Source organism: Streptomyces sp. NPDC057136 (genome assembly GCF_042670885.1).
Classification (GTDB): domain Bacteria; phylum Actinomycetota; class Actinomycetes; order Streptomycetales; family Streptomycetaceae; genus Streptomyces.
This window is the reverse complement of the sequence record NZ_JBHUUV010000040.1, coordinates 1-19,748: the sequence shown is the minus strand read 5'-3', so window position 1 is coordinate 19,748 and position 19,748 is coordinate 1. Positions and strand designations below refer to the sequence as shown.

At 69.3% G+C, this 19,748-nt stretch carries 17 protein-coding genes; 10 read left to right on the top strand and 7 right to left on the bottom strand.

The features are described from left to right. Positions 1-16 precede the first annotated feature (16 nt). From ACFT7S_RS32675 to ACFT7S_RS32655, 5 genes are all read right to left on the bottom strand, one after another. Complete coding sequence (locus tag ACFT7S_RS32675; protein WP_382738108.1) at positions 17-1,675, bottom strand: FAD-dependent monooxygenase; 1,659 nt, start codon at positions 1,673-1,675, stop codon at positions 17-19. 173 nt (positions 1,676-1,848) lie between these two features. Beyond that, positions 1,849-2,763, bottom strand: coding sequence for an amino acid ABC transporter permease (locus ACFT7S_RS32670; protein WP_382738105.1), 915 nt, complete (start codon positions 2,761-2,763; stop codon positions 1,849-1,851). Then, complete coding sequence (locus ACFT7S_RS32665; RefSeq protein ID WP_382738102.1) at positions 2,760-3,428, bottom strand: amino acid ABC transporter permease; 669 nt, start codon at positions 3,426-3,428, stop codon at positions 2,760-2,762. Before ACFT7S_RS32665 ends, ACFT7S_RS32670 begins: the two co-directional genes overlap by 4 nt. A gap of 96 nt (positions 3,429-3,524) precedes the next feature. Beyond that, positions 3,525-4,367 (bottom strand): glutamate ABC transporter substrate-binding protein, encoded by an 843-nt coding sequence (locus ACFT7S_RS32660; protein WP_382738099.1) that lies wholly within the window; start codon positions 4,365-4,367, stop codon positions 3,525-3,527. 59 nt (positions 4,368-4,426) lie between these two features. Beyond that, positions 4,427-5,212 carry an amino acid ABC transporter ATP-binding protein gene (locus ACFT7S_RS32655; protein WP_382738096.1) on the bottom strand — a complete coding sequence of 262 codons (786 nt, stop codon included), beginning with the start codon at positions 5,210-5,212 and terminating at the stop codon, positions 4,427-4,429. A gap of 343 nt (positions 5,213-5,555) precedes the next feature. On the opposite strand from ACFT7S_RS32655, the gene ACFT7S_RS32650 reads away from it, so the two are divergent. Together ACFT7S_RS32650 and ACFT7S_RS32645 are read left to right on the top strand one after the other, a co-directional pair. Further along, the gene (locus ACFT7S_RS32650; RefSeq protein WP_382738093.1) at positions 5,556-6,248 is read left to right on the top strand and encodes a response regulator transcription factor; all 693 of its coding nucleotides are present in this window, start codon (positions 5,556-5,558) and stop codon (positions 6,246-6,248) included. 14 nt (positions 6,249-6,262) lie between these two features. Further along, on the top strand, positions 6,263-7,657 hold the full coding sequence (locus ACFT7S_RS32645) for an ATP-binding protein (RefSeq protein ID WP_382738090.1): 1,395 nt from the start codon (positions 6,263-6,265) through the stop codon (positions 7,655-7,657). A gap of 53 nt (positions 7,658-7,710) precedes the next feature. Here the strand turns inward: ACFT7S_RS32645 and ACFT7S_RS32640 are convergent, their stop codons facing one another. Beyond that, complete coding sequence (locus ACFT7S_RS32640; RefSeq protein WP_382738087.1) at positions 7,711-8,709, bottom strand: TAXI family TRAP transporter solute-binding subunit; 999 nt, start codon at positions 8,707-8,709, stop codon at positions 7,711-7,713. Positions 8,710-8,829: 120 nt separating this feature from the next. On the opposite strand from ACFT7S_RS32640, the gene miaB reads away from it, so the two are divergent. Together miaB and ACFT7S_RS32630 are read left to right on the top strand one after the other, a co-directional pair. Next, complete coding sequence (gene miaB / locus ACFT7S_RS32635) at positions 8,830-10,350, top strand: tRNA (N6-isopentenyl adenosine(37)-C2)-methylthiotransferase MiaB (protein WP_382738084.1); 1,521 nt, start codon at positions 8,830-8,832, stop codon at positions 10,348-10,350. 69 nt (positions 10,351-10,419) lie between these two features. Next, positions 10,420-11,139: a class III extradiol dioxygenase subunit B-like domain-containing protein gene (locus ACFT7S_RS32630; protein WP_382738080.1), complete on the top strand. Its 720-nt coding sequence runs from the start codon at positions 10,420-10,422 to the stop codon at positions 11,137-11,139. A gap of 77 nt (positions 11,140-11,216) precedes the next feature. On the opposite strand, the gene ACFT7S_RS32625 is transcribed toward ACFT7S_RS32630, so the two are convergent. Then, positions 11,217-11,456 carry an antitoxin gene (locus ACFT7S_RS32625; RefSeq protein ID WP_382738077.1) on the bottom strand — a complete coding sequence of 80 codons (240 nt, stop codon included), beginning with the start codon at positions 11,454-11,456 and terminating at the stop codon, positions 11,217-11,219. Between the two features lie 263 nt (positions 11,457-11,719). On the opposite strand from ACFT7S_RS32625, the gene miaA reads away from it, so the two are divergent. The 6 genes from miaA to hflX all read left to right on the top strand — a co-directional run bounded on the left by miaA (position 11,720) and on the right by hflX (position 19,688). Beyond that, on the top strand, positions 11,720-12,658 hold the full coding sequence (miaA, locus tag ACFT7S_RS32620; protein ID WP_382738074.1) for a tRNA (adenosine(37)-N6)-dimethylallyltransferase MiaA: 939 nt from the start codon (positions 11,720-11,722) through the stop codon (positions 12,656-12,658). 107 nt (positions 12,659-12,765) lie between these two features. After that, positions 12,766-13,203, top strand: a complete 438-nt coding sequence (locus ACFT7S_RS32615) for a hypothetical protein (protein WP_382738182.1) — start codon at positions 12,766-12,768, stop codon at positions 13,201-13,203. Positions 13,204-13,267: 64 nt separating this feature from the next. After that, entirely contained in the window at positions 13,268-14,140 is an 873-nt protein-coding gene (dapF, locus tag ACFT7S_RS32610) for a diaminopimelate epimerase (RefSeq protein ID WP_382738071.1), read from the top strand. A 140-nt stretch (positions 14,141-14,280) separates the two neighbouring features. Further along, entirely contained in the window at positions 14,281-16,446 is a 2,166-nt protein-coding gene (locus ACFT7S_RS32605) for a RelA/SpoT family protein (protein WP_382738068.1), read from the top strand. 86 nt (positions 16,447-16,532) lie between these two features. Beyond that, the gene (locus ACFT7S_RS32600) at positions 16,533-17,984 is read left to right on the top strand and encodes a M1 family metallopeptidase (RefSeq protein WP_382738065.1); all 1,452 of its coding nucleotides are present in this window, start codon (positions 16,533-16,535) and stop codon (positions 17,982-17,984) included. Between the two features lie 183 nt (positions 17,985-18,167). Further along, complete coding sequence (hflX, locus tag ACFT7S_RS32595) at positions 18,168-19,688, top strand: GTPase HflX (RefSeq protein WP_382738062.1); 1,521 nt, start codon at positions 18,168-18,170, stop codon at positions 19,686-19,688. The last annotated feature ends 60 nt before the right edge of the window (positions 19,689-19,748 follow it).

The window sequence follows — 19,748 nt, the reverse complement described above, 5'->3', positions numbered from 1 at the left end:
TGTGCGCCTGCGGGGGTCAATTGATGTTCGCGGCGCGCTCGGAGCGCAGAGACTCGTGCAGCGACTCCTCGCTCGCCGCACCCGTACCGCCCCCGCGAGCCTGCTCAATGGCACCTCCGCGCGCCGCGTCGGCTGCGGCGAAGAGCTCCGCGGGCCGGACCCCGCCGAAGGCCGCCACCAGGTGCCCGTCGGGCCGGATCAGTAGCACGGTGTGCGCCGACGCACCCGGGTAGCTCTCCGCCACCAGGAGCTCACCCTTCACCGGGAGCGCGGCCACGGCCTCGATGAGCCGCGGCATGACGCCCGCCGTGAGCCAGTGCCGGCGGTCCCACACTCCGGTACCCGGAGCGACCAGGACCACCAGCAGATGCCCCATCCCCAGCCGGTCGCGCAGGCGGACGCTCTTGCCGTCGGGCGCGGTCACCCGTACGTCGGCGACCGGCGCACCGGGGGGCGTACCCACGGAGGTGTGCGCCTCGGCGCGCGGAGGCGAAAGGGGCGAATGCGTGTACGACGGGGGCGCACCCAGCGGCCCGCACCCCAGATGACCATCGGTGAGCAACGTGTCGTGCCCGCGAGCGCTGCCCGGCACCAGGGTCCGAAGGCCGCCACCCCCGCGCAGTATCGGCAGCGACTGGTCGGCGGCGCGGAGCCGTGCGGCGACCGCGGCCCTGCGCTCGGCCTGGTAACTGTCGAGCAGCAGCTCGGAGGCACCGTGGTGCCAGCTCTGCGCCAGCTTCCAGGCCAGGTTCTCGGCGTCCCGTACCCCTTCGTCCAGGCCCTGGGTGCCGAGCGCTCCCAGAAGATGGGCGGCGTCACCGGCCAGGAACGCCCGTTTCGACCGCCAGCGCCGTGCCAGCCTGTGGTGCAGCGTGTATACCCCGGTGTCCAGCAGTTCGTACGCCGGAGTCTCCCCGCACCAGCCCGCCAGCGTGTCCCGGACCCGGGTGATCAACGCGTCGGGAGTGACCAGCTCACCGCGCGGCGGAAGCAGCCAGTCCAGCCGCCAGACCCCGTCGGGCAGGGGGCGTGCGGTCACCTCGGGGCCGGCGCTGCGCCACGGCGGTGCCCGGTGCAGTACGGCTTCGCCCGGCCACGGCAGTTCGGCACGCAGCGCGGCGACAGCGTGCCGTTCCACGGCCGTGCGCCCAGGAAACCTGATGTCCAGGAGCTTGCGTACGGTGGATCGGGCGCCGTCGCAGCCGACCAGATAGCTCCCCCGCCACCAGGTGGAATCGGGCTCCCTGGTGTGCACGGTGACCCCGTCGGGGTCCTGTTCCAGGGTGTCGATGCGGCTGAGCGGTGCCATCCGCACCAGGCTCTGCGCGGCGACCGCAGCGCGCAGACCGCGGGTCAGGGCGTGCTGCGGCAGATGGACCGGGGCGGGCAGGGGACCGGTCTGCGACGCCGCGCCGAGCGGCAGCTCGCGTACCAGCTGCTTGCGCCGCATCGAACGCCACCCGGACCACCGGAGGCCCTCGTCGCGCAGGGTCGTGCAGCCGAGCCGCTCCACCAGAGCGGCGGTGTCCTCGCGCAGGACGACGGTGCGGGCGGGCCGCTGCTCGTCCTTCCCGGGACCTTCGTCGAGAACAACCGAGGGGACGCCCTGTGCGGCGAGGGCGAGCGACAGCACCAGACCGACGGGCCCGGCGCCGACGACGATCACCGGGTCCACGGCGCACACCCTCCGGCCCGTACGGTCGTAGGGGAAGTGGCGACGGAGGCTCGGGGCGCGATCACAGAACGTATGCAACCTATTGCCAGTGCTTGCGTCAAGTGACAGAGACCCGTGGCGGGGGGCACGGCAGATGCGCCGGTCCCCCCGCGGTCGGATTATTGCCGGAAGGGTCAGGAGTCCGACTTGTCAGCAACCTTGAGCGGGGGAGCATCGATGATCTCGAGGCCGCCGCCGGGGGCGGCGCCGACCACCGCGCCCGTCGTCTTCTTCGCCCGCCGCAGCCTGCGCTCGAGCCAGCTCGCGAACGAGGTCAGCGCGAAGTTCACCGCGATGAAGATCAGCGCGATGACGGTGAAGCACGCGATGGTGTTCGCACCGTAGTTCGCGCTCATCGGACGTACCGACGCGAGCAGCTCGGGGAAGGTGAGGACCGCACCGCCGAGAGCGGTGTCCTTCACGATGACCACGATCTGGCTGACGATCGCGGGCAGCATGGCGGTGACCGACTGCGGCAGCAGCACGTACCGCATGGTCTGGCCCTTGCGCATGCCGATCGCCTTCGCGGCGTCGGTCTGACCCTGCGGGAGGGACAGGATCCCGGCCCGCACGATCTCGGCCAGTACCGAGGCGTTGTACAGCACCAGACCCGTGACGACGGCGTACAGCGGACGCACATCGCTGGCGATGTCGGTGAACTCGGAGTACGCGGCGTTCGCCGTGATCATCAGGATCAGCACGGGGATGGCGCGGAAGAACTCCACGACGATGCCGGACGGCATCCGTACCGAGCGGTGCTCGGAGAGCCGGCCGATACCGAACAGTGCCCCGAGCGGCAGAGCGATCAGCAGGGCGAAGAACGCGGCCTTGAGCGTGTTCTGGAGCCCCGGCCAGAGGTAGGTCTCCCACGGCTGGGAGCTCGTGAAGAACGGCTCCCACTTGACCCAGTCGAGCTGGTGCTTCTCGTTGAGGGCGCCGTAGACCCACCAGACCACCGCGGCGAGAGCCACTACGAAGATGGCCGTGTACAGGATATTGCGCCGCTTGGCGCGGGGCCCCTGTGCGTCGAAGAGGACAGACGTCGTCATCGCTTCACCGCCACCTTCTTGCTCACCCAGCCGAGGAGGAGCCCGGTCGGAAGGGTGAGGCAGATGAATCCGAACGCAAAGATGGCGGAGATCAGAATCAGTTGAGCCTCTGCTTCGATCATGTCCTTCATCAGGTACGCCGCTTCGACCACGCCGATCGCCGCAGCGACGGTGGTGTTCTTGGTCAGCGCGATCAGCACGTTGGCCAGCGGGTTCACGACCGAGCGGAAGGCCTGCGGGAGGATGATCAGCCGCAGGACCTGGGTGAAACTCAGCCCGAGTGCCCGTGCCGCCTCGGCCTGGCCCGCCGGCACCGTGTTGATGCCCGAGCGCAGCGCCTCGCAGACGAAGGCAGCCGTGTAGAGGGCAAGCGCGAGTACCGCGAGCCGGAAGTTGATGACCTCGAAGTCGCCTCCGCCGCCGAGGGTGACCCGCAAGGTCTGGAAAAGGCCCAGCGACGCGAAGACGATGATCACGGTCAGCGGGATGTTACGGACAACGTTCACATAAGCGGTACCGAACCCGCGCATCAGAGGGACCGGGCCGACCCGCATACCGGCCAGCAGCGTTCCCCATATGAGGGAACCGAGGGCGGAGTAGACGGTGAGTTTCACCGTCACCCAGAAGGCCCCCAGTAGGTCGTAACCTTCAAGAAAGTCGAACACGATCTCCCGTGCTTCCAGGTGTGGGGAGGGCTCGGTGCGCCGCCTCGACGGCGGCGCACCTCATCAGCCCGGCTTCGGACCGCCAGCAATGGGGTCTTACTTGACGACGTTGCCGATCTCCGGCGCCTTCTCGTTCTTGTAGTTGGCCGGGCCGAAGTTGGTCTCGACCGCCTTGTCCCACGAGCCGTCCGAGACCATCTTGGTGAGCGCGGCGTCGATCTTCTTCTTGAGGTCGGCGTCGCCCTTCTTCAGACCGATGCCGTAGTTCTCGTTGGTCATCTTGAAGCCGGCGAGCTTGAACTTGCCCTTGTGGGCCTCCTGCGCCGCGTATCCGGCGAGGATGGAGTCGTCCGTGGTCAGCGCGTCGATGGCCTTGCTCTCCAGGCCGGTGAGGCACTCGGAGTAGCCGCCGTAGTTCTGCAGCTCAGCCTCGGGAGCCAGCTTCTCCTTGACGTTCTTCGCGGAGGTCGAGCCGGTGACGGAGCAGAGGTTCTTCTTGTTGAGGTCCTCGGGCGCCTTGATGGAGTTGTCGTCGGCCCGGATGAGGACATCCTGGTGCGCCAGGAGGTACGGGCCCGCGAAGTCGACCTTCTGCAGGCGCTCGTCGTTGATGGAGTACGTCGCGGCGATGAACTTCACGTCGCCGCGCTCGATGGCGGTCTCGCGGTCCGCGCTCTTCGTCTCGACGAAGTTGATGTTCTCGGCGTCGAAACCGAGTTCCTTCGCGACGTACGTGGCGACGTCGACGTCGAAGCCCACGAACTTGCCATTGGGGGTCTGCAGACCGAGACCGGGCTGGTCGATCTTGATACCGATGGTGATCTTCTTGCCGCCGCCGGAGCCCGCGGCGTCGTCCTTCTCGTTCGAACCGCAGGCGGTGGCGGTGAGGGCGAGCGCGAGCACGGCGGCCGAGGCGGCGGTGACCTTACGAAGCTGCATGGTGAAATTCCCTAGGTTGACGCGATGTGCGCGAGGTGAGTGATCAGCTGATCCGGGACTCAGTGGTGAAGGATCTTCGAAAGGAAGTCCTTGGCCCGGTCACTGCGCGGGTTGCTGAAGAACTGGTCGGGCGCTGCCTCTTCGACGATCTTTCCGTCCGCCATGAAGACGACGCGATTGGCCGCCGACCGTGCGAAGCCCATCTCGTGGGTGACGACGACCATGGTCATGCCGTCCCGGGCGAGCTGCTGCATGACTTCCAGCACCTCGTTGATCATCTCCGGGTCGAGCGCAGATGTGGGCTCGTCGAAGAGCATGACCTTCGGGTCCATCGCCAACGCCCGTGCGATGGCCACACGTTGCTGCTGACCACCCGAGAGCTGTGAGGGGTACTTGTCCGCCTGCGAGGCGACGCCCACCCGGTCGAGCAGCGAGCGGGCCTTCTCCGTGGCGGCCTTCTTGTCCGCCTTGCGGACCTTGAGCTGGCCCAGCATCACGTTCTCGAGCACCGTCTTGTGCGCGAAGAGATTGAACGACTGGAAGACCATGCCCACGTCGGCGCGCAGGCGGGCGAGCTCCTTGCCCTCCTGCGGCAGCGGCTTGCCGTCGATCGATATCGCGCCCGAGTCGATCGTCTCCAAGCGGTTGATGGTGCGGCACAGCGTGGACTTTCCGGACCCCGAAGGCCCGATCACGACCACGACCTCGCCACGGGCGATGGTCAGGTCGATGTCCTGGAGCACATGCAGCGCGCCGAAGTGCTTGTTGACGTTGCTCAGTACGACAAGGTCGTTCGCCGCAGTCGCGGCATCCTCGGCGGCCTTGGTCACTGAAACTCCGCTCATCGGCTTAATGCTCCGTCCTCCTCGGTTGGCAAGGACACTAATGACGCAGTGCGACCAGCGTCATTACATCTGAGCGGAAATTGAGCATAACGATCCGGCCGCAACCGGACACACCGCGTGAACGGGACGTCCTTGACGCTGCCGGGGCGTACCGGGTGGGTAACGGAAACCCTGCTGTTACCGGCAAGGCCTTGACTGACGCACCGCTCATCGGCGTGGATGCCCTGGTAGGGGATGACGTGAAACGTCGCCGGACGGGAGAATCTCGTCGGGCGGAACATTGAGCGTCGCCGACGAAACCAGATAAGCCGTCCCGGAATGCCGGGCGCCGGAAGGAGGGTCAATGAGACTGCTGCTCGTCGAGGACGACGACCATGTCGCGGCGGCCCTGTCCGCCGTGCTCGCCCGGCACGGTTTCCAGGTCGTGCACGCCCGCAACGGCGAGGAGGCCCTGCGGGCCCTCCTGCCCGCCGACAAGGAACCCTTCGGCGTCGTGCTGCTCGACCTCGGACTGCCCGACCAGGACGGTTACGAGGTGTGCGGCAAGATCCGCAAGCGCTCCTCGATCCCGGTGATCATGGTGACCGCGCGCGCCGACGTCCGGTCGCGGATTCACGGGCTCAACCTCGGGGCGGACGACTACGTCGTCAAGCCGTACGACACCGGCGAACTGCTCGCCCGCATCCACGCGGTCGCGCGGCGCAAGACGGCCGGCGAGGAGCCCGCCACGACGCCGGCCGACGGTCTGCGCCTGGGCCCTGTCCGGATCGAGCTGCCGACCCGCCGGGTCAGCGTCGACGGTGAGGAGGTCCAGCTGACCCGCAAGGAGTTCGATCTTCTGGCTCTGCTCGCCCAGCGGCCCGGAGTGGTCTTCCGGCGCGAGCAGATCATCAGCGAGGTGTGGCGCACGAGCTGGGAGGGGACGGGCCGCACGCTTGAGGTGCATGTGGCGTCGCTGCGTTCCAAGCTGAGGCTGCCCACACTGATCGAGACCGTGCGGGGCGTCGGTTACCGGCTCGTCTCGCCGTCCGCGTAAGGCGTACGTACCCCGTGCATGCCCGTTTGCTTCCCCTGCTCATCATCCTCATGGCGGCCGTACTGCTCGCCCTGGGCGTCCCGCTCGCCGGCCGGGTGGCCGCCGCCGAGCAGCAGCGCCTTGTGGTGGACCGGATCGACGACACGGCGCGCTTCGGCGCGCTCGCCCAGTTCGTCAGCGTCTCCCTTCCGGGCAACGAGGAGCGGCAGCGCATCCTCCAGGCCGAGCTCGACGCGTACGACTCGGTGTACGGGATCAGGGCCGGCGTCTTCTACCGCGACGACCAGTCGCTGGCGAAGGCCCCGTCCTCCTGGATGGTGCCGACCGAGGGCGAGGGCCGCGAGGCGTTCCGGGAGGCGCTTCTGGGGCGACGCTCCCACGATCCGGGCCAGGTCTGGCCGTGGCAGACCGGCCGGGTCGTCGTGGCCTCGCCCGTCGTGCGGGACGGCGATGTCGTCGCCGTCGTCGTCATCGACTCGCCCACCGGCGAGATGCGGTCCCGGACGCTGCGGGGCTGGCTGCTGATCGGTCTCGGCGAGGCCCTGGCCCTGCTTGTCGCGGTCGGCGCCGCGTTCCGGCTCACGGGCTGGGTACTGCTGCCCGTGCGCATCCTGGACGCGGCCACGCACGACATCGCCAGCGGCCGGATGAGGTCCCGGGTCGCCGCTTCCGGCGGGCCTCCGGAACTCCGGCGCCTGGCCCGTTCGTTCAACGAGATGGCAGACAACGTCGAAGACGTTCTGGAGCAGCAGCGCGCCTTCGTCGCCGACGCCTCGCACCAGTTGCGCAACCCGCTGGCCGCCCTGCTGCTGCGGATCGAGCTCCTCGCGCTCGAACTCCCCGAGGGGAACGAGGAGATCGCCGCGGTGCGTACGGAGGGCAAGCGCCTCGCCCAGGTCCTGGACGACCTGCTCGACCTGGCGCTGGCCGAGCATGCCGCGGCCGATCTTCAGCTCACGGACATCGGCGCCCTCACGGCCGAGCGCGTCGCCTCATGGCGCCCGCTCGCCGACGAGAAGGGGGTGCGGCTCCTGCTGGACGGGGTGTCGGCAGCCACCGGCTGGGCGGACCCGATCGCGCTCTCCAGCGCGCTCGACGCCGTCATCGACAACGCCCTCAAATTCACGCCGCCGGACGAGGAGGTACGGGTCACCGTCGCGTCCACGGGTGACAGCGTCACCGTGCGGGTCGCCGACCGCGGGCCCGGACTGACCGGTCAGGAGCTGGAGCGCATCGGTGACCGTTTCTGGCGCAGCAACCGGCATCAGAACGTCAAGGGCTCCGGGCTGGGGCTCTCCATCTCCCGTGCGCTGCTCACCGCGGGCCGCGGTTCGATCGCGTACGCCCGGAACGAGCCGCACGGGCTGAGGGTGACGGTGACCGTGCCGCGCCACTGTCCAGACGCCTGAGCGGAACAGCGGGGCCCTTTGCTGCGCGTGAAAGAAGCTGCGGCGCGACCGAGCTACGGCTTGACCGACCGGTAGTAGCGCGCGGCCCCTTCGTGCAGCGGCAGCGGATCGGTGTAGATGGCCGTCCGCAGATCCACCACCTGCGCCGAGTGCACCTCACGTCCGATGCGGTCGCGGCTGTCGATCACGGTCCGGGTGAACGCCTCGGTCATCGCCGGGTCCGTACGGTCCGTGGTGACCAGCAGATTGGCGACCGCCACCGTCGGCACGGCCTGCCCCTGCTGCGCGTTGAGATAGGCGTCGGCCGGCATGACGGCCGAGCGGTAGTACCGGGTCGATCCGCCGACTGCCTGGAGCCGGGCGATCAGCGGGTCCTCCAGCGGCACCAGCCGGATGGGCAACCGCTCCGACAGCTCCTGCACGGCATTCGTCGGCAGGCCGCCGGACCAGAAGAAGGCGTCCAGCGTGCCGTTCGCCAGCCGGGTCGGCATCGTATCGATGCCGACCGGCACCGGTGTGATGCTCTTCGCCGGATCGAGGTCCGCGGCGCTCATCAGCCGGTCCGCGACGAGCCGCACGCCTGATCCGGGCTGTCCCACACCCACCCGCTTCCCCCGCAGGTCGGCGACCGTCTGCACGTCCGAGTCGCGAGGGACGACCAGCTGTACGTAGTCGTCGTACAGCCGGGCACAGGCGCGCAGGCGCTGAGCACCGGGTCTGCCGTTCTGCATGAAGGTCGCGACGGCGTCGGCGGTGGCGATGGTGAAGTCCGCCTTCCCCGTCGCCACCCGCTCGATGTTCTGCTGGGAGCCCTCACTGGTCTGCAGCTGGATGGACACCTCGGGCATGTCCTTGGCCAGCGCTCCTTCGAGCCGCTCGCCGTAGCGCTGGTAGACCCCGTTGCGTACTCCTGTGGAGAAGGTCAGCGAGCCGGTGGGCGAGGACTCCCCCAGGGGGAGCACCCACCACAGGAGCAGCCCCAGGACGACCGTTACGGCCGCACCCCCCTGAAGGGTGCGTCGTCGGTCGAATCGGGACAGTACGGAAGGCATGGCGCGATCCTGCCAGCCACTCCCCGTAATGGCCAGGCCCAGGCTTCGGGGTCGGCTCCGGGACCCTGCGCCGGGGCTCCGGCGGCAAGGGGCATTCCCGGTACCGCCTACCCTTGTCGCATGAGCAGCGGCAACCGGAGCGAAGCAGTGGACGTCAAGAAAAGCTACGAGGTACGCACTTACGGGTGCCAGATGAACGTCCACGACTCGGAACGGCTGTCGGGGCTCCTGGAGGACGCCGGATACGTCCGTGCGCCCGCGGACGCCGACGGTGACGCCGATGTCGTCGTCTTCAACACCTGTGCGGTGCGGGAGAACGCCGACAACAAGCTCTACGGCAACCTCGGCCGGCTCGCGCCGATGAAGACCAAGCGCCCCGGGATGCAGATCGCGGTCGGCGGCTGCCTCGCGCAGAAGGACCGCGACACCATCGTCAAGCGGGCCCCCTGGGTGGACGTCGTCTTCGGTACGCACAACATCGGCAAGCTCCCGGTGCTCCTGGAGCGCGCCCGCGTCCAGGAGGAGGCGCAGATCGAGATCGCCGAGTCCCTGGAAGCCTTCCCCTCCACGCTTCCCACCCGCCGTGAGTCCGCCTACGCCGCGTGGGTGTCGATCTCCGTCGGCTGCAACAACACATGCACCTTCTGCATCGTCCCGGCGCTGCGCGGGAAGGAGAAGGACCGCCGTACCGGCGACATCCTCGCCGAGATCGAGGCGCTCGTCTCCGAGGGCGTCTCCGAGGTGACCCTGCTCGGCCAGAACGTGAACGCGTACGGCTCCGACATCGGCGACCGGGAAGCGTTCTCCAAGCTGCTGCGCGCCTGCGGCGCCATCGAGGGTCTGGAGCGCGTCCGCTTCACGTCCCCGCACCCGCGTGACTTCACCGACGACGTGATCGCCGCGATGGCCGAGACCCCGAACGTGATGCCGCAGCTCCACATGCCGATGCAGTCGGGCTCGGACACCATCCTCAAGGCGATGCGGCGCTCGTACCGGCAGGAGCGTTTCCTCGGGATCATCGAGAAGGTGCGCGCCGCGATGCCGGACGCCGCCATCTCGACCGACATCATCGTGGGCTTCCCCGGCGAGACCGAGGAGGACTTCGAGCAGACCATGCACGCGGTCCGCGAGGCGCGCTTCGCGAACGCCTTCACCTTCCAGTACTCCAAGCGCCCCGGGACGCCCGCCGCCGACATGGAGGGCCAGATCCCCAAGGAGGTCGTCCAGGAGCGGTACATGCGCCTGTCGGTCCTCCAGGAGGAGATCTCCTGGGAGGAGAACAGGAAGCAGGTCGGCCGCACCCTGGACGTCATGGTGGCGGAGGGCGAGGGCCGTAAGGACGGTGCCACGCACCGCCTCTCCGGACGCGCACCCGACAACCGTCTGGTCCACTTCACCAAGCCCGCGCAGGAGGTGCGTCCCGGCGACGTGGTGACGGTCGACATCACGTACGCGGCTCCGCACCACCTGCTTGCCGAGGGCGCCCCCCTCGGCATACGCCGGACGCGTTCCGGTGACGCCTGGGAGGCGCGCACCGCCGCTGCCGCCGCCAAGCCCGCCGGTGTGATGCTGGGCCTGCCCGGCATCGGCGCCCCGGCCCCGCTGCCGGCCGCGTCGGCTCCCGGCTGCGGCTGCGACTGACTTCGGGGACCTTCGGCGTTACCGGGAGGCCTCGCAGTACCCGGGGATCTTCGCAGTACGCTGACCGGCATGCTTGTCGCTGCCGCCGTCTGCCCCTGTCCGCCGCTCCTGGTTCCCGAGGTCGCCGCCGGAGCGGCGTCCGAGCTCGACGACGCGCGGACCGCGTGCAGGGACGCCCTGGGCGTGCTCGCCGCGGCCCGCCCCGATCTGCTGATCGTCGTCGGGCCCGCCGAAGCCGAGGCGGAGGGGCCGTATCCCGCCGGAGCGACCGGTTCCTTCGAAGGGTTCGGCGTGGGCCTCTCCGTACGGCTCGGGAGCCCGCCCGGCGACACCGCTCCGGTGGGGCGCAGGCTGCCGGCCTCCCTGACCGTCGGAGCGTGGCTGCTGGACCGGGCGCGGTGGTCCGACGCCGTGGTCGAGGGTCTGGCGGTGGGGGAGCGGCTGCCGGCCGACAGCTGCGCTCTCGCCGGCAAGGAGCTGGCGGCCAGGGCCGACCGCGTCGCCCTGCTGGTGATGGGCGACGGAAGCGCCTGCCGCACGGTGAAGGCACCCGGTTACCTGGACGAGCGGGCCGTGGACTTCGACACCACTGTGACCCGCGCGCTGGGTGACGCGGACCTTGCCGCTCTGAACTCGCTCGACGCCTCACTGGCGTACGCACTCAAGGTGGCCGGCCGGGCGTCCTGGCAGGTGCTCGCAGGGGCCGCGGAGGGTGCGGGCCTGGCGGGACAGCTGCTGTACGCGGACGCCCCGTACGGCGTCGGCTACACCGTCGCCGCCTGGTCCTGACGTACTGACCCGGCATACGAAGGAGGGCCCGGAGCGCATACGCTCCGGGCCCTCCTTCGTGCTCGGGTCCATCGGGGTCAGACAGTCGGCGGCTTGGTGCCACCCTCGTCCTTGTGGCCCAGCCGGTCCACGGCGTCCTTGGCCTTCTGGGTGCCGGACACGATCTTGTCGCTGTACTTGCCCTTGGTCTTCTGATCGACGGTTCGCGCGGCCTTGTCGAGACCTTGCTCGATCTTGCCCCCGTGCTGGTGCGCGAGGTCACCGACCTTGTCCTTGGCCGGAGCAAGTTTGGCCTTCAGGTTGTCCAGGAAACCCATGGGTCACCTTCCGTGCAGTGGGAGCTGTGCTCGGGCGTGTTCTGCACCGCCATTATCCGCCGGTTCGTCGACGGGCCAATGGGGGTGAGGGCTTCGATGCAATACGTGTACTACATATTTGTACAACATTTTACTCACGCGTGCGTGGCCGAACTCGGCGGGACGGCCGGAGCCCAGTAGTGCCTTCCCGACGGCTTCCCTGCGCGGAGCTCCGCACACTCGGCTCGTTCGGGAAGTGTCCCGGGGTTTGGGAGACTGGGGCGGTGAGAAGACCAGCTCCGACCCCCCGCGTCATCACCGTTGTAGGCCCCACCGCAGCCGGAAAGTCCGATCTGGGCGTATATCTCGCCCAGCAGCTCGGTGGCGAAGTGGTCAACGCGGACTCCATGCAGCTCTATCGCGGGATGGACATCGGCACGGCGAAGCTGACGCTCCCCGAGCGCGGCGACATCCCGCACCGCCTCCTCGACATCTGGGATGTCACCGAGGCGGCCAGCGTCGCCGAGTACCAGCGGCTGGCCCGTAAGGAAATCGACCGGCTGCTGGCCGAAGGCCGTACCCCCGTCCTGGTCGGCGGTTCCGGGCTCTATGTGAAGGGCGCCATCGACGCCCTGGAATTCCCCGGTACGGACCCCGAGGTGCGCGCCCGGCTGGAACAGGAGCTGGACCGGGGCGGCTCCGGCGCCCTGCACGCCCGGCTCGCCGTCGCGGACCCGGAGGCCGCCCGCGTCATCCTGCCTAGCAACGGACGCCGCATCGTGCGTGCCCTGGAAGTAATCGAGATCACGGGCAAGCCCTTCACGGCCAACCTCCCCGGTAGCGAAGCGGTCTACGACGCCGTGCAGATCGGTGTGGACGTCGGCCGCCCCGAGCTCGACGAGCGGATCACCGTCCGCGTCGACCGGATGTGGGAAGCCGGGCTCGTCGACGAGGTGCGCGCCCTGGAGGCCCAGGGGCTGCGTGAGGGACGTACCGCCTCCCGTGCGCTCGGCTACCAGCAGGTGCTCGCGGCCCTCGCGGGCGAGTGCACCGAGGACGAGGCGCGCGCCGAGACCGTGCGCGCCACCAAGCGATTCGCGCGCCGCCAGGACTCCTGGTTCCGCCGCGACCCGCGCGTCCACTGGCTGAGTGGTGCCGCCGATCGGCGTGCGGAACTCCCGCACCTGGCTCTGGCGTTGATCGAACGAGCGGTTACAGCCTGATCACGTGATGGCATCGGGACGCTCTGCCCGTCATTTCGGTGCCCGGGAGCGTGCCATCATCGAGCATCGATCGACCAGTGGAGTCCGAGTTGGGAGGGCGCGTGGCGATGGAAGCCGGCCCTCGCGACACAGACCAAGACGCACCGGATACGCAGCACGAGGCGGGACGCCTGAGCCCCGACGGGCCCGACGAGCTCGACGTGACCCCCGAGGTCGAGGTCGAGCTGCGCCCCGCGCGCCGACTGCGTATCTGGCAGCTCGCACCGATCGTCATGCTTGCCGCGGTCGGGTCCCTGATGTTCGCCTTCCCACTCGCCTTCGAGTTCGGCGACGGCGGTGCCATCGTCGCGATGCTGGGCCTGCTGATCAGTTGTTGCGCCGCCGGCTGGGGCATGATGGCCGCCCGCCGCGTCGGTCACACCTGGCCCGGCCTGCCCGCCAGAGGTTCCGGCGAGCGTCCCGACTGGCGTGTGATCGCCCTGTACGTCGCCGTGTGCACCGGACTGGTCGCGCTCGCCGTCTGGCGCGTCGCCCGGCTCCGCTGACGCGACGCCCCTTCCGCACGGTCCGCCTTCGCGGGCTGTCGGTGCGGCCTCGTACAGTTGCTCTGTGAGCACTTCTCAGATCGCCTTCCTCAAGGGCCACGGCACCGAGAACGACTTCGTGATCGTTCCCGATCCGGACAACGGCATCGACCTGCCCGCATCCGTCGTCGCCCGGCTGTGCGACCGCCGGGCCGGCATCGGCGGCGACGGTCTGCTGCATGTCGTACGGTCCGCCGCGCACCCGGAGGCGCAGGCCATGGCGGCAGCGGCCGAGTGGTTCATGGACTACCGCAACGCGGACGGCTCGATCGCCGAGATGTGCGGCAACGGCGTCCGGGTCTTCGCCCACCACCTGAGGCAGGCCGGTCTCGTCGAGGAGGGCGACCTGGCCGTCGCCACCAGGGCCGGCGTCAAGCAGGTCCACATCGCCAAGGACGGCGATATCACCGTCTCCATGGGGCAGGGCCTGCTCCCGCAGGAGCACGTCACGGTCACGGTGGACGGCCGCAGCTGGCCCGCCCGCAACGTGAACATGGGCAACCCGCACGCCGTCGCGTTCGTCGACGACCTCGCACACGCCGGTGACCTGTACTCCGCGCCGGAGTTCACCCCCACGGCCGTCTACCCGGACGGTGTCAACATCGAGTTCGTCGTGGACCGCGGACCCCGCCATGTCGCGATGCGCGTGCATGAGCGCGGCTCCGGCGAGACACGCTCTTGCGGTACAGGAGCCTGCGCTGTGGCCGTCGCGGCGGCCCGCAGGGACGGCGCGGACCCCGCGCTCACCGGCAGCCCCGTGACGTACGCGGTGGACCTGCCCGGCGGCACGCTGGTGATCACCGAGCATCCGGACGGCGCGATCGAGATGACGGGACCCGCCGTGATCGTCGCCGAAGGATTCATCGACCCGGCCTGGCTCGAAACCGTGATCGGCTAGAGCTTCGCTCGAATGGGTGATCCGTTTCACGCTGAGCGAGAGCCGGACTGCGCCACGTGGTGGGGTCGGTAGCATCAAGCACCGGCCCGGGGACGCATCCGCGCCTCCTCACCGCCGGTCGACGTTGCCGGAGGTGCCCCATGAGTGCAGAGGCCACCAACCCAGGTGCTCCCCTTCGCAAGCGGGGCCGTCCCCGGATCGATCTCCGCAGGATCGGCCGCGTGGCGCTGCTCGGCCCGGTCTCCCGCGACCGCCTGCCCGATGCCATCGGCCATGTCGCGGACGCCCACCGCGCCCACCATCCGGACGCCGACCTCGTCATCCTGCGCAAGGCATACGTCCTGGCGGAGTCCTCGCACCGCGGCCAGATGCGCAAGAGCGGCGAGCCGTACATCACGCACCCTCTCGCCGTGACCCTGATCCTTGCCGAACTGGGCGCCGAGACCACGACATTGACGGCCTCTCTCCTCCACGACACGGTGGAGGACACCGAGGTGACGCTCGATCAGGTACGGGAGCAGTTCGGCGAAGAGGTCTGCTACCTCGTCGACGGCGTCACCAAACTCGAAAAGGTCGACTACGGAGCGGCGGCCGAGCCCGAGACCTTCCGCAAGATGCTCGTCGCCACTGGGAACGACGTCCGGGTGATGTCGATCAAACTCGCCGACCGGCTGCACAACATGCGCACACTCGGGGTGATGCGCCCCGAGAAACAGGCCAGGATCGCCAAGGTCACCCGTGACGTCCTCATCCCCCTCGCCGAACGCCTCGGCGTGCAGGCGCTCAAGACGGAGCTGGAAGACCTCGCCTTCGCGATCCTGCGCCCGGAGGAGTACGAACACACCCGCGCTCTGATCGCCGGCTCCGGTGGCACCGAGGACCCCCTGACCGAGATCGCCGAGCGAGTCAGGACCACGCTCCGGGACGCCGACATCTCCGCCGAGGTCCTGATCAGGCCCCGCCACTTCGTGTCCGTGCACCGCGTCAGAATCAAACGCGGCGAACTACGCGGCACCGACTTCGGACGCCTGCTGGTCCTGGTCTCCGAGGACGCCGACTGCTACGCGGTCCTCGGTGAACTGCACACCTGCTTCACGCCCGTGATCTCCGAGTTCAAGGACTTCATCGCGGCCCCCAAGTTCAACCTGTACCAGTCGCTGCACACCGCAGTCGTCGGCCGGGACGGCGCCGTCGCCGAAGTCCTCATCCGTACGCACCAGATGCACAAGGTCGCCGAAGCGGGCGTCGTCGCACTCGGGAATCCGTACACCCTGGACAGCACCGCGGCCCAGCAGTCCGAACCGGCGGACGGGGAACGCGCCGACCCGACCCGGCCCGGCTGGCTCTCCCGGCTTCTCGACTGGCAGGAGTCCGCCCCCGACCCGGACACCTTCTGGACCACACTCCACGCCGACCTCGCCCAGGACCGGGAGATCACCGTCTTCTCCACCGACGGCGGGACGCTCGGCCTGCCCGCGGGCGCCAGTTGCGTCGATGCCGCGTACGCGCAGTACGGCGACGAGGCGCACGGCTGCATCGGGGCGCGGGTCAACGGCCGGCTCGCGACGCTCAGCACCGTCCTGAGCGACGGCGACACCGTGCAGCCGCTGCTCAGCCAGGACGCGGCATCCGGACCCTCACCCGACTGGCTCGATCACGCGCGCACCGCCGCCGCCCGGATCGCCATCACCGGCTGGCTCGACGCCCATCCGGAGGACGCGCAGGCGCTCGTCGGCCAGCCTGATCCCCCCAGGCCGCAGTCGCAGCCCCAGCAGTCGCAGCCCCAGCAGCCCACGGACGAGGCGTCGAGCGGCCGGAGCAAGCAGGGGGCGCGCGTCGCGAGTGTCGCCGTGGACGGACCGGGAACAGCGGTACGTCTCGCGGGCTGCTGCACGCCCGTACCCCCCGACGAGGTCACCGGCTTCACCGTGCGCGGCGGTGCCGTCACCGTGCACCGCCAGGAGTGTCCGGCGGTGGCCCGTATGCAGGCCGCCGGACGGCCACCGGTCGGGGCCCGCTGGAACGACGACGGGGACTGGCGGGACGCGGGCGAGTGCCGGGTCACCCTGGTCGCCGAGTCCTTCGGACGGCCCAGGCTCCTCGCCGACCTCACCGAAGCCATCGCCACGGCCGACGCCGCGATCGTCTCCGCCACCGTGGAACCCCCCAGCGAGCAGCGGGTCCGGCATACCTACACCCTGCACATCCCCGACGCCGCCGGGCTGCCCGCACTCATGCGGGCCATGCGGGACGTGCCCGGCGTGTACGACGTGAGCCGCGCCCAGCACCAGACGTCCACCACCTGACGCCCTCCGACCCCCGGAAGATCTCGTTCGGGTGGTGCGGCGCGCGGCACCCCGACGGAGCGGACAGTCGCTGGTAGCCGTAGTCCATGCCGCTCACCTCCCGTCGACTGCGCGCCGCCCTGCTGGCCACCGCCTCGGCCACCCTCGTCGCCGCCACCCTCCCCGCCCCCGAGCCGCTCGGCATCGGAGACCGACTCTTCCCCCAGCTCGGCAACCCCGGATACGACGTCCTCTCGTACGACATCGCGTTTACGTACCACGGCAGCAACACCAAGCCCCTGGATGCCGTCACCAAAATCGAAGCCCGGACCACCGAGCCACTGGAACGCATCAACCTCGACTTCGCACGAGGCAAGGTCAGCGCCGTCGAAGTGAACGGTCTGGCCTCCGACTTCGGAACGAAGGGCGAGGACCTGGTCGTCCAGGCACCCGCCGCGCTCCCCGCCGGAGTGCCCCTGAACATCACCGTCCGGCACACCAGCGATCCGAACGGCAGCCGCACCGACGGTGGTTGGCTGCGCACCGCCGACGGCCTGGCCATGGCCAACCAGGCTGACGCCGCGCACCGCGTCTTCCCGGGCAACGACCACCCGGCGGACAAGGCGTACTTCACCTTCCGGATCACCGCCCCCGAGAAGCTGACAGCCGTGGCCAACGGTCTGCCCATCGGCGCGGAGCGCCGGGGCGCCGCGACCACGTGGACCTACCGCACCGAGCACCCGATGGCCACCGAGCTCGCCCAGGTGTCCATCGGCAGCTCCGCGGTCCTGCACCGCGCCGGACCCGACGGACTGCCCCTGCGCGATGTGGTGCCGGCCGCGGACCGCGAGAGACTGGAGCCCTGGCTGAAGAAGACTCCGGACCAGATGGCCTGGATGGAGCGGCAGGTCGGCCGGTATCCGTTCGAGACGTACGGACTGCTGGTGGCCGACACGGAGACCGGCTTCGAGCTGGAGACCCAGACGCTCTCGCTCTTCGAACGGTCCTTGTTCACCGAGCCCGGCTATCCCGAGTGGTACGTCGACTCGATCATGGTGCACGAGCTGGCCCACCAGTGGTTCGGCAACAGCGTCTCCCCGAAGTCGTGGTCCGACCTGTGGCTCAACGAAGGACACGCCAGCTGGTACGAGGCCCGGTACGCCGAGGAGCACGCCAAGCAGCCGCTCGAACGCCGGATGCGCCAGGCATACACCCGGTCCGACGCCTGGCGGGCCGCCGGAGGCCCGCCGGCCCACCCCGACGACCCGGAGCCGGGCCGGAAGATCAGCCTCTTCAGGCCGGTGGTGTACGACGGAAGCGCGCTCGTCCTCTTCGCCCTGCGGCAGGAGATCGGCATGGCCGCGTTCGACCGGCTGGAGCGGGCCTGGGTGCGGCGCCACAAGGACGAATCCGCGACCACGGCGGACTTCACCGGGCTCGCCTCGCAGATTGCCGGACGCGACCTGACGGCGTTCTTCCAGGCATGGCTGTACGGGGAGAAGACACCGCCGATGCCCGGGCACCCGGACTGGCGCAGCGAGAAGCCCAAGGCTCCGTGAGCCGCGTACGGGCCGGGGAGAGAACGGTGGGAACACCGGTAAACCCGGGTGACGGGCCAGGCAGCACCATGCCACTATCAACGGGTCGCGCGGCGGCCGGTCCGGGAATTCCGGTAAGGGAATCATCCGGCGAGGTCACGCGTTGTGACTGACGTAAGCGAATTTCATCGACGTAAGGATCCAATGACCTCCTCTTCTTCCTTTCCCCAGGACGCGCAGGACGCGCAGAGCGCTACGGAGAATGTCACCGAAAGCCTCACCGAGGGCCTTCGGGCCGACGCCCTGATGGAAGAGGACGTCGCCTGGAGCCACGAGATCGACGGAGAGCGGGACGGCGATCAGCTCGACCGCTCGGAGCGCGCCGCGCTTCGGCGTGTGGCAGGTCTCTCCACCGAGCTGGAGGACGTCACCGAGGTCGAGTACCGCCAGCTGCGCCTTGAGCGTGTTGTGCTGGTCGGTGTCTGGACTTCCGGCACCGTCCACGACGCGGAGATCTCACTCGCGGAGCTTGCGGCGCTGGCCGAGACGGCCGGTGCCCAGGTGCTCGACGCCGTGTTCCAGCGTCGCGACAAGCCCGACCCGGCGACCTACATCGGTTCCGGCAAGGCGCTCGAGCTGCGCGACATCGTTCTCGAAACAGGGGCCGACACCGTCGTCTGCGACGGTGAGCTCAGCCCCGGCCAGCTGATCCACCTGGAAGACGTCGTCAAGGTCAAGGTGGTCGACCGCACCGCCCTGATCCTGGACATCTTTGCCCAGCACGCCAAGTCCCGGGAGGGCAAGGCGCAGGTGTCGCTGGCACAGATGCAGTACATGCTGCCGCGACTGCGCGGCTGGGGTCAGTCGCTCTCCCGGCAGATGGGTGGCGGCGGGTCCAGCGGCGGTGGCGGAATGGCCACGCGTGGTCCCGGTGAGACCAAGATCGAGACGGACCGGCGCCGGATTCGCGAGAAGATGGCGAAGATGCGCCGGGAGATCGCGGAGATGAAGACCGGCCGCGAGATCAAGCGGCAGGAACGCAAGCGCAACAAGGTGCCCTCCGTCGCCATCGCCGGATACACCAACGCGGGCAAGTCCTCCCTGCTCAACCGGCTGACCGGTGCGGGCGTCCTCGTGGAGAACTCGCTGTTCGCCACCCTCGACCCGACCGTGCGCCGGGCCGAGACGCCGAGCGGCCGGATCTACACCCTGGCCGACACCGTCGGGTTCGTACGGCATCTGCCGCACCACCTCGTGGAGGCGTTCCGCTCCACCATGGAGGAGGTCGGCGAATCCGACCTGATCGTGCATGTGGTGGACGGCTCCCACCCGGTGCCGGAGGAGCAGCTCGCCGCGGTGCGTGAGGTGATCCGCGAAGTGGGTGCGCTCGACGTACCCGAGATCGTGGTGATCAACAAGGCGGATGCGGCCGACCCGGTCGTGCTGCAGCGGCTGCTGCGCATCGAGAAGCACGCGATCGCCGTCTCGGCGCGGACCGGCGCCGGTATTGACGAACTGCTCGCGCTGATCGATTCGGAACTGCCGCGGCCGTCCGTCGAGATCGAGGCACTCGTGCCCTACACCCAGGGCGGTCTTGTGTCCCGGGTGCACGCCGAGGGTGAGGTCCTTTCCGAGGAGCACACCCCGGAGGGCACGCTGCTCAAGGCGCGGGTGCATGCGCAACTGGCCTCGGACCTCTCGGCGTTCGTCCCCGTGACCGGCTGACGGTCCAGCACAGCGGTACTGAACGACCCGAAGGCCCGGTCCCTCTCCGCGAGAGGGACC

What these genes read in the sequence shown, in the direction of transcription:
- ACFT7S_RS32670 (WP_382738105.1), bottom strand. Translation starts at nt 2,763, where the DNA reads ATGACGACGTCTGTCCTCTTCGACGCACAGGGGCCCCGCGCCAAGCGG.
- ACFT7S_RS32660 (WP_382738099.1), bottom strand. Translation starts at nt 4,367, where the DNA reads ATGCAGCTTCGTAAGGTCACCGCCGCCTCGGCCGCCGTGCTCGCGCTC.
- ACFT7S_RS32655 (WP_382738096.1), bottom strand. Translation starts at nt 5,212, where the DNA reads ATGAGCGGAGTTTCAGTGACCAAGGCCGCCGAGGATGCCGCGACTGCG.
- ACFT7S_RS32650 (WP_382738093.1), top strand. Translation starts at nt 5,556, where the DNA reads ATGAGACTGCTGCTCGTCGAGGACGACGACCATGTCGCGGCGGCCCTG.
- ACFT7S_RS32640 (WP_382738087.1), bottom strand. Translation starts at nt 8,709, where the DNA reads ATGCCTTCCGTACTGTCCCGATTCGACCGACGACGCACCCTTCAGGGG.
- miaB (WP_382738084.1), top strand. Translation starts at nt 8,830, where the DNA reads ATGAGCAGCGGCAACCGGAGCGAAGCAGTGGACGTCAAGAAAAGCTAC.
- ACFT7S_RS32630 (WP_382738080.1), top strand. Translation starts at nt 10,420, where the DNA reads ATGCTTGTCGCTGCCGCCGTCTGCCCCTGTCCGCCGCTCCTGGTTCCC.
- ACFT7S_RS32625 (WP_382738077.1), bottom strand. Translation starts at nt 11,456, where the DNA reads ATGGGTTTCCTGGACAACCTGAAGGCCAAACTTGCTCCGGCCAAGGAC.
- ACFT7S_RS32615 (WP_382738182.1), top strand. Translation starts at nt 12,766, where the DNA reads ATGGAAGCCGGCCCTCGCGACACAGACCAAGACGCACCGGATACGCAG.
- ACFT7S_RS32605 (WP_382738068.1), top strand. Translation starts at nt 14,281, where the DNA reads ATGAGTGCAGAGGCCACCAACCCAGGTGCTCCCCTTCGCAAGCGGGGC.
- ACFT7S_RS32600 (WP_382738065.1), top strand. Translation starts at nt 16,533, where the DNA reads ATGCCGCTCACCTCCCGTCGACTGCGCGCCGCCCTGCTGGCCACCGCC.
- hflX (WP_382738062.1), top strand. Translation starts at nt 18,168, where the DNA reads ATGACCTCCTCTTCTTCCTTTCCCCAGGACGCGCAGGACGCGCAGAGC.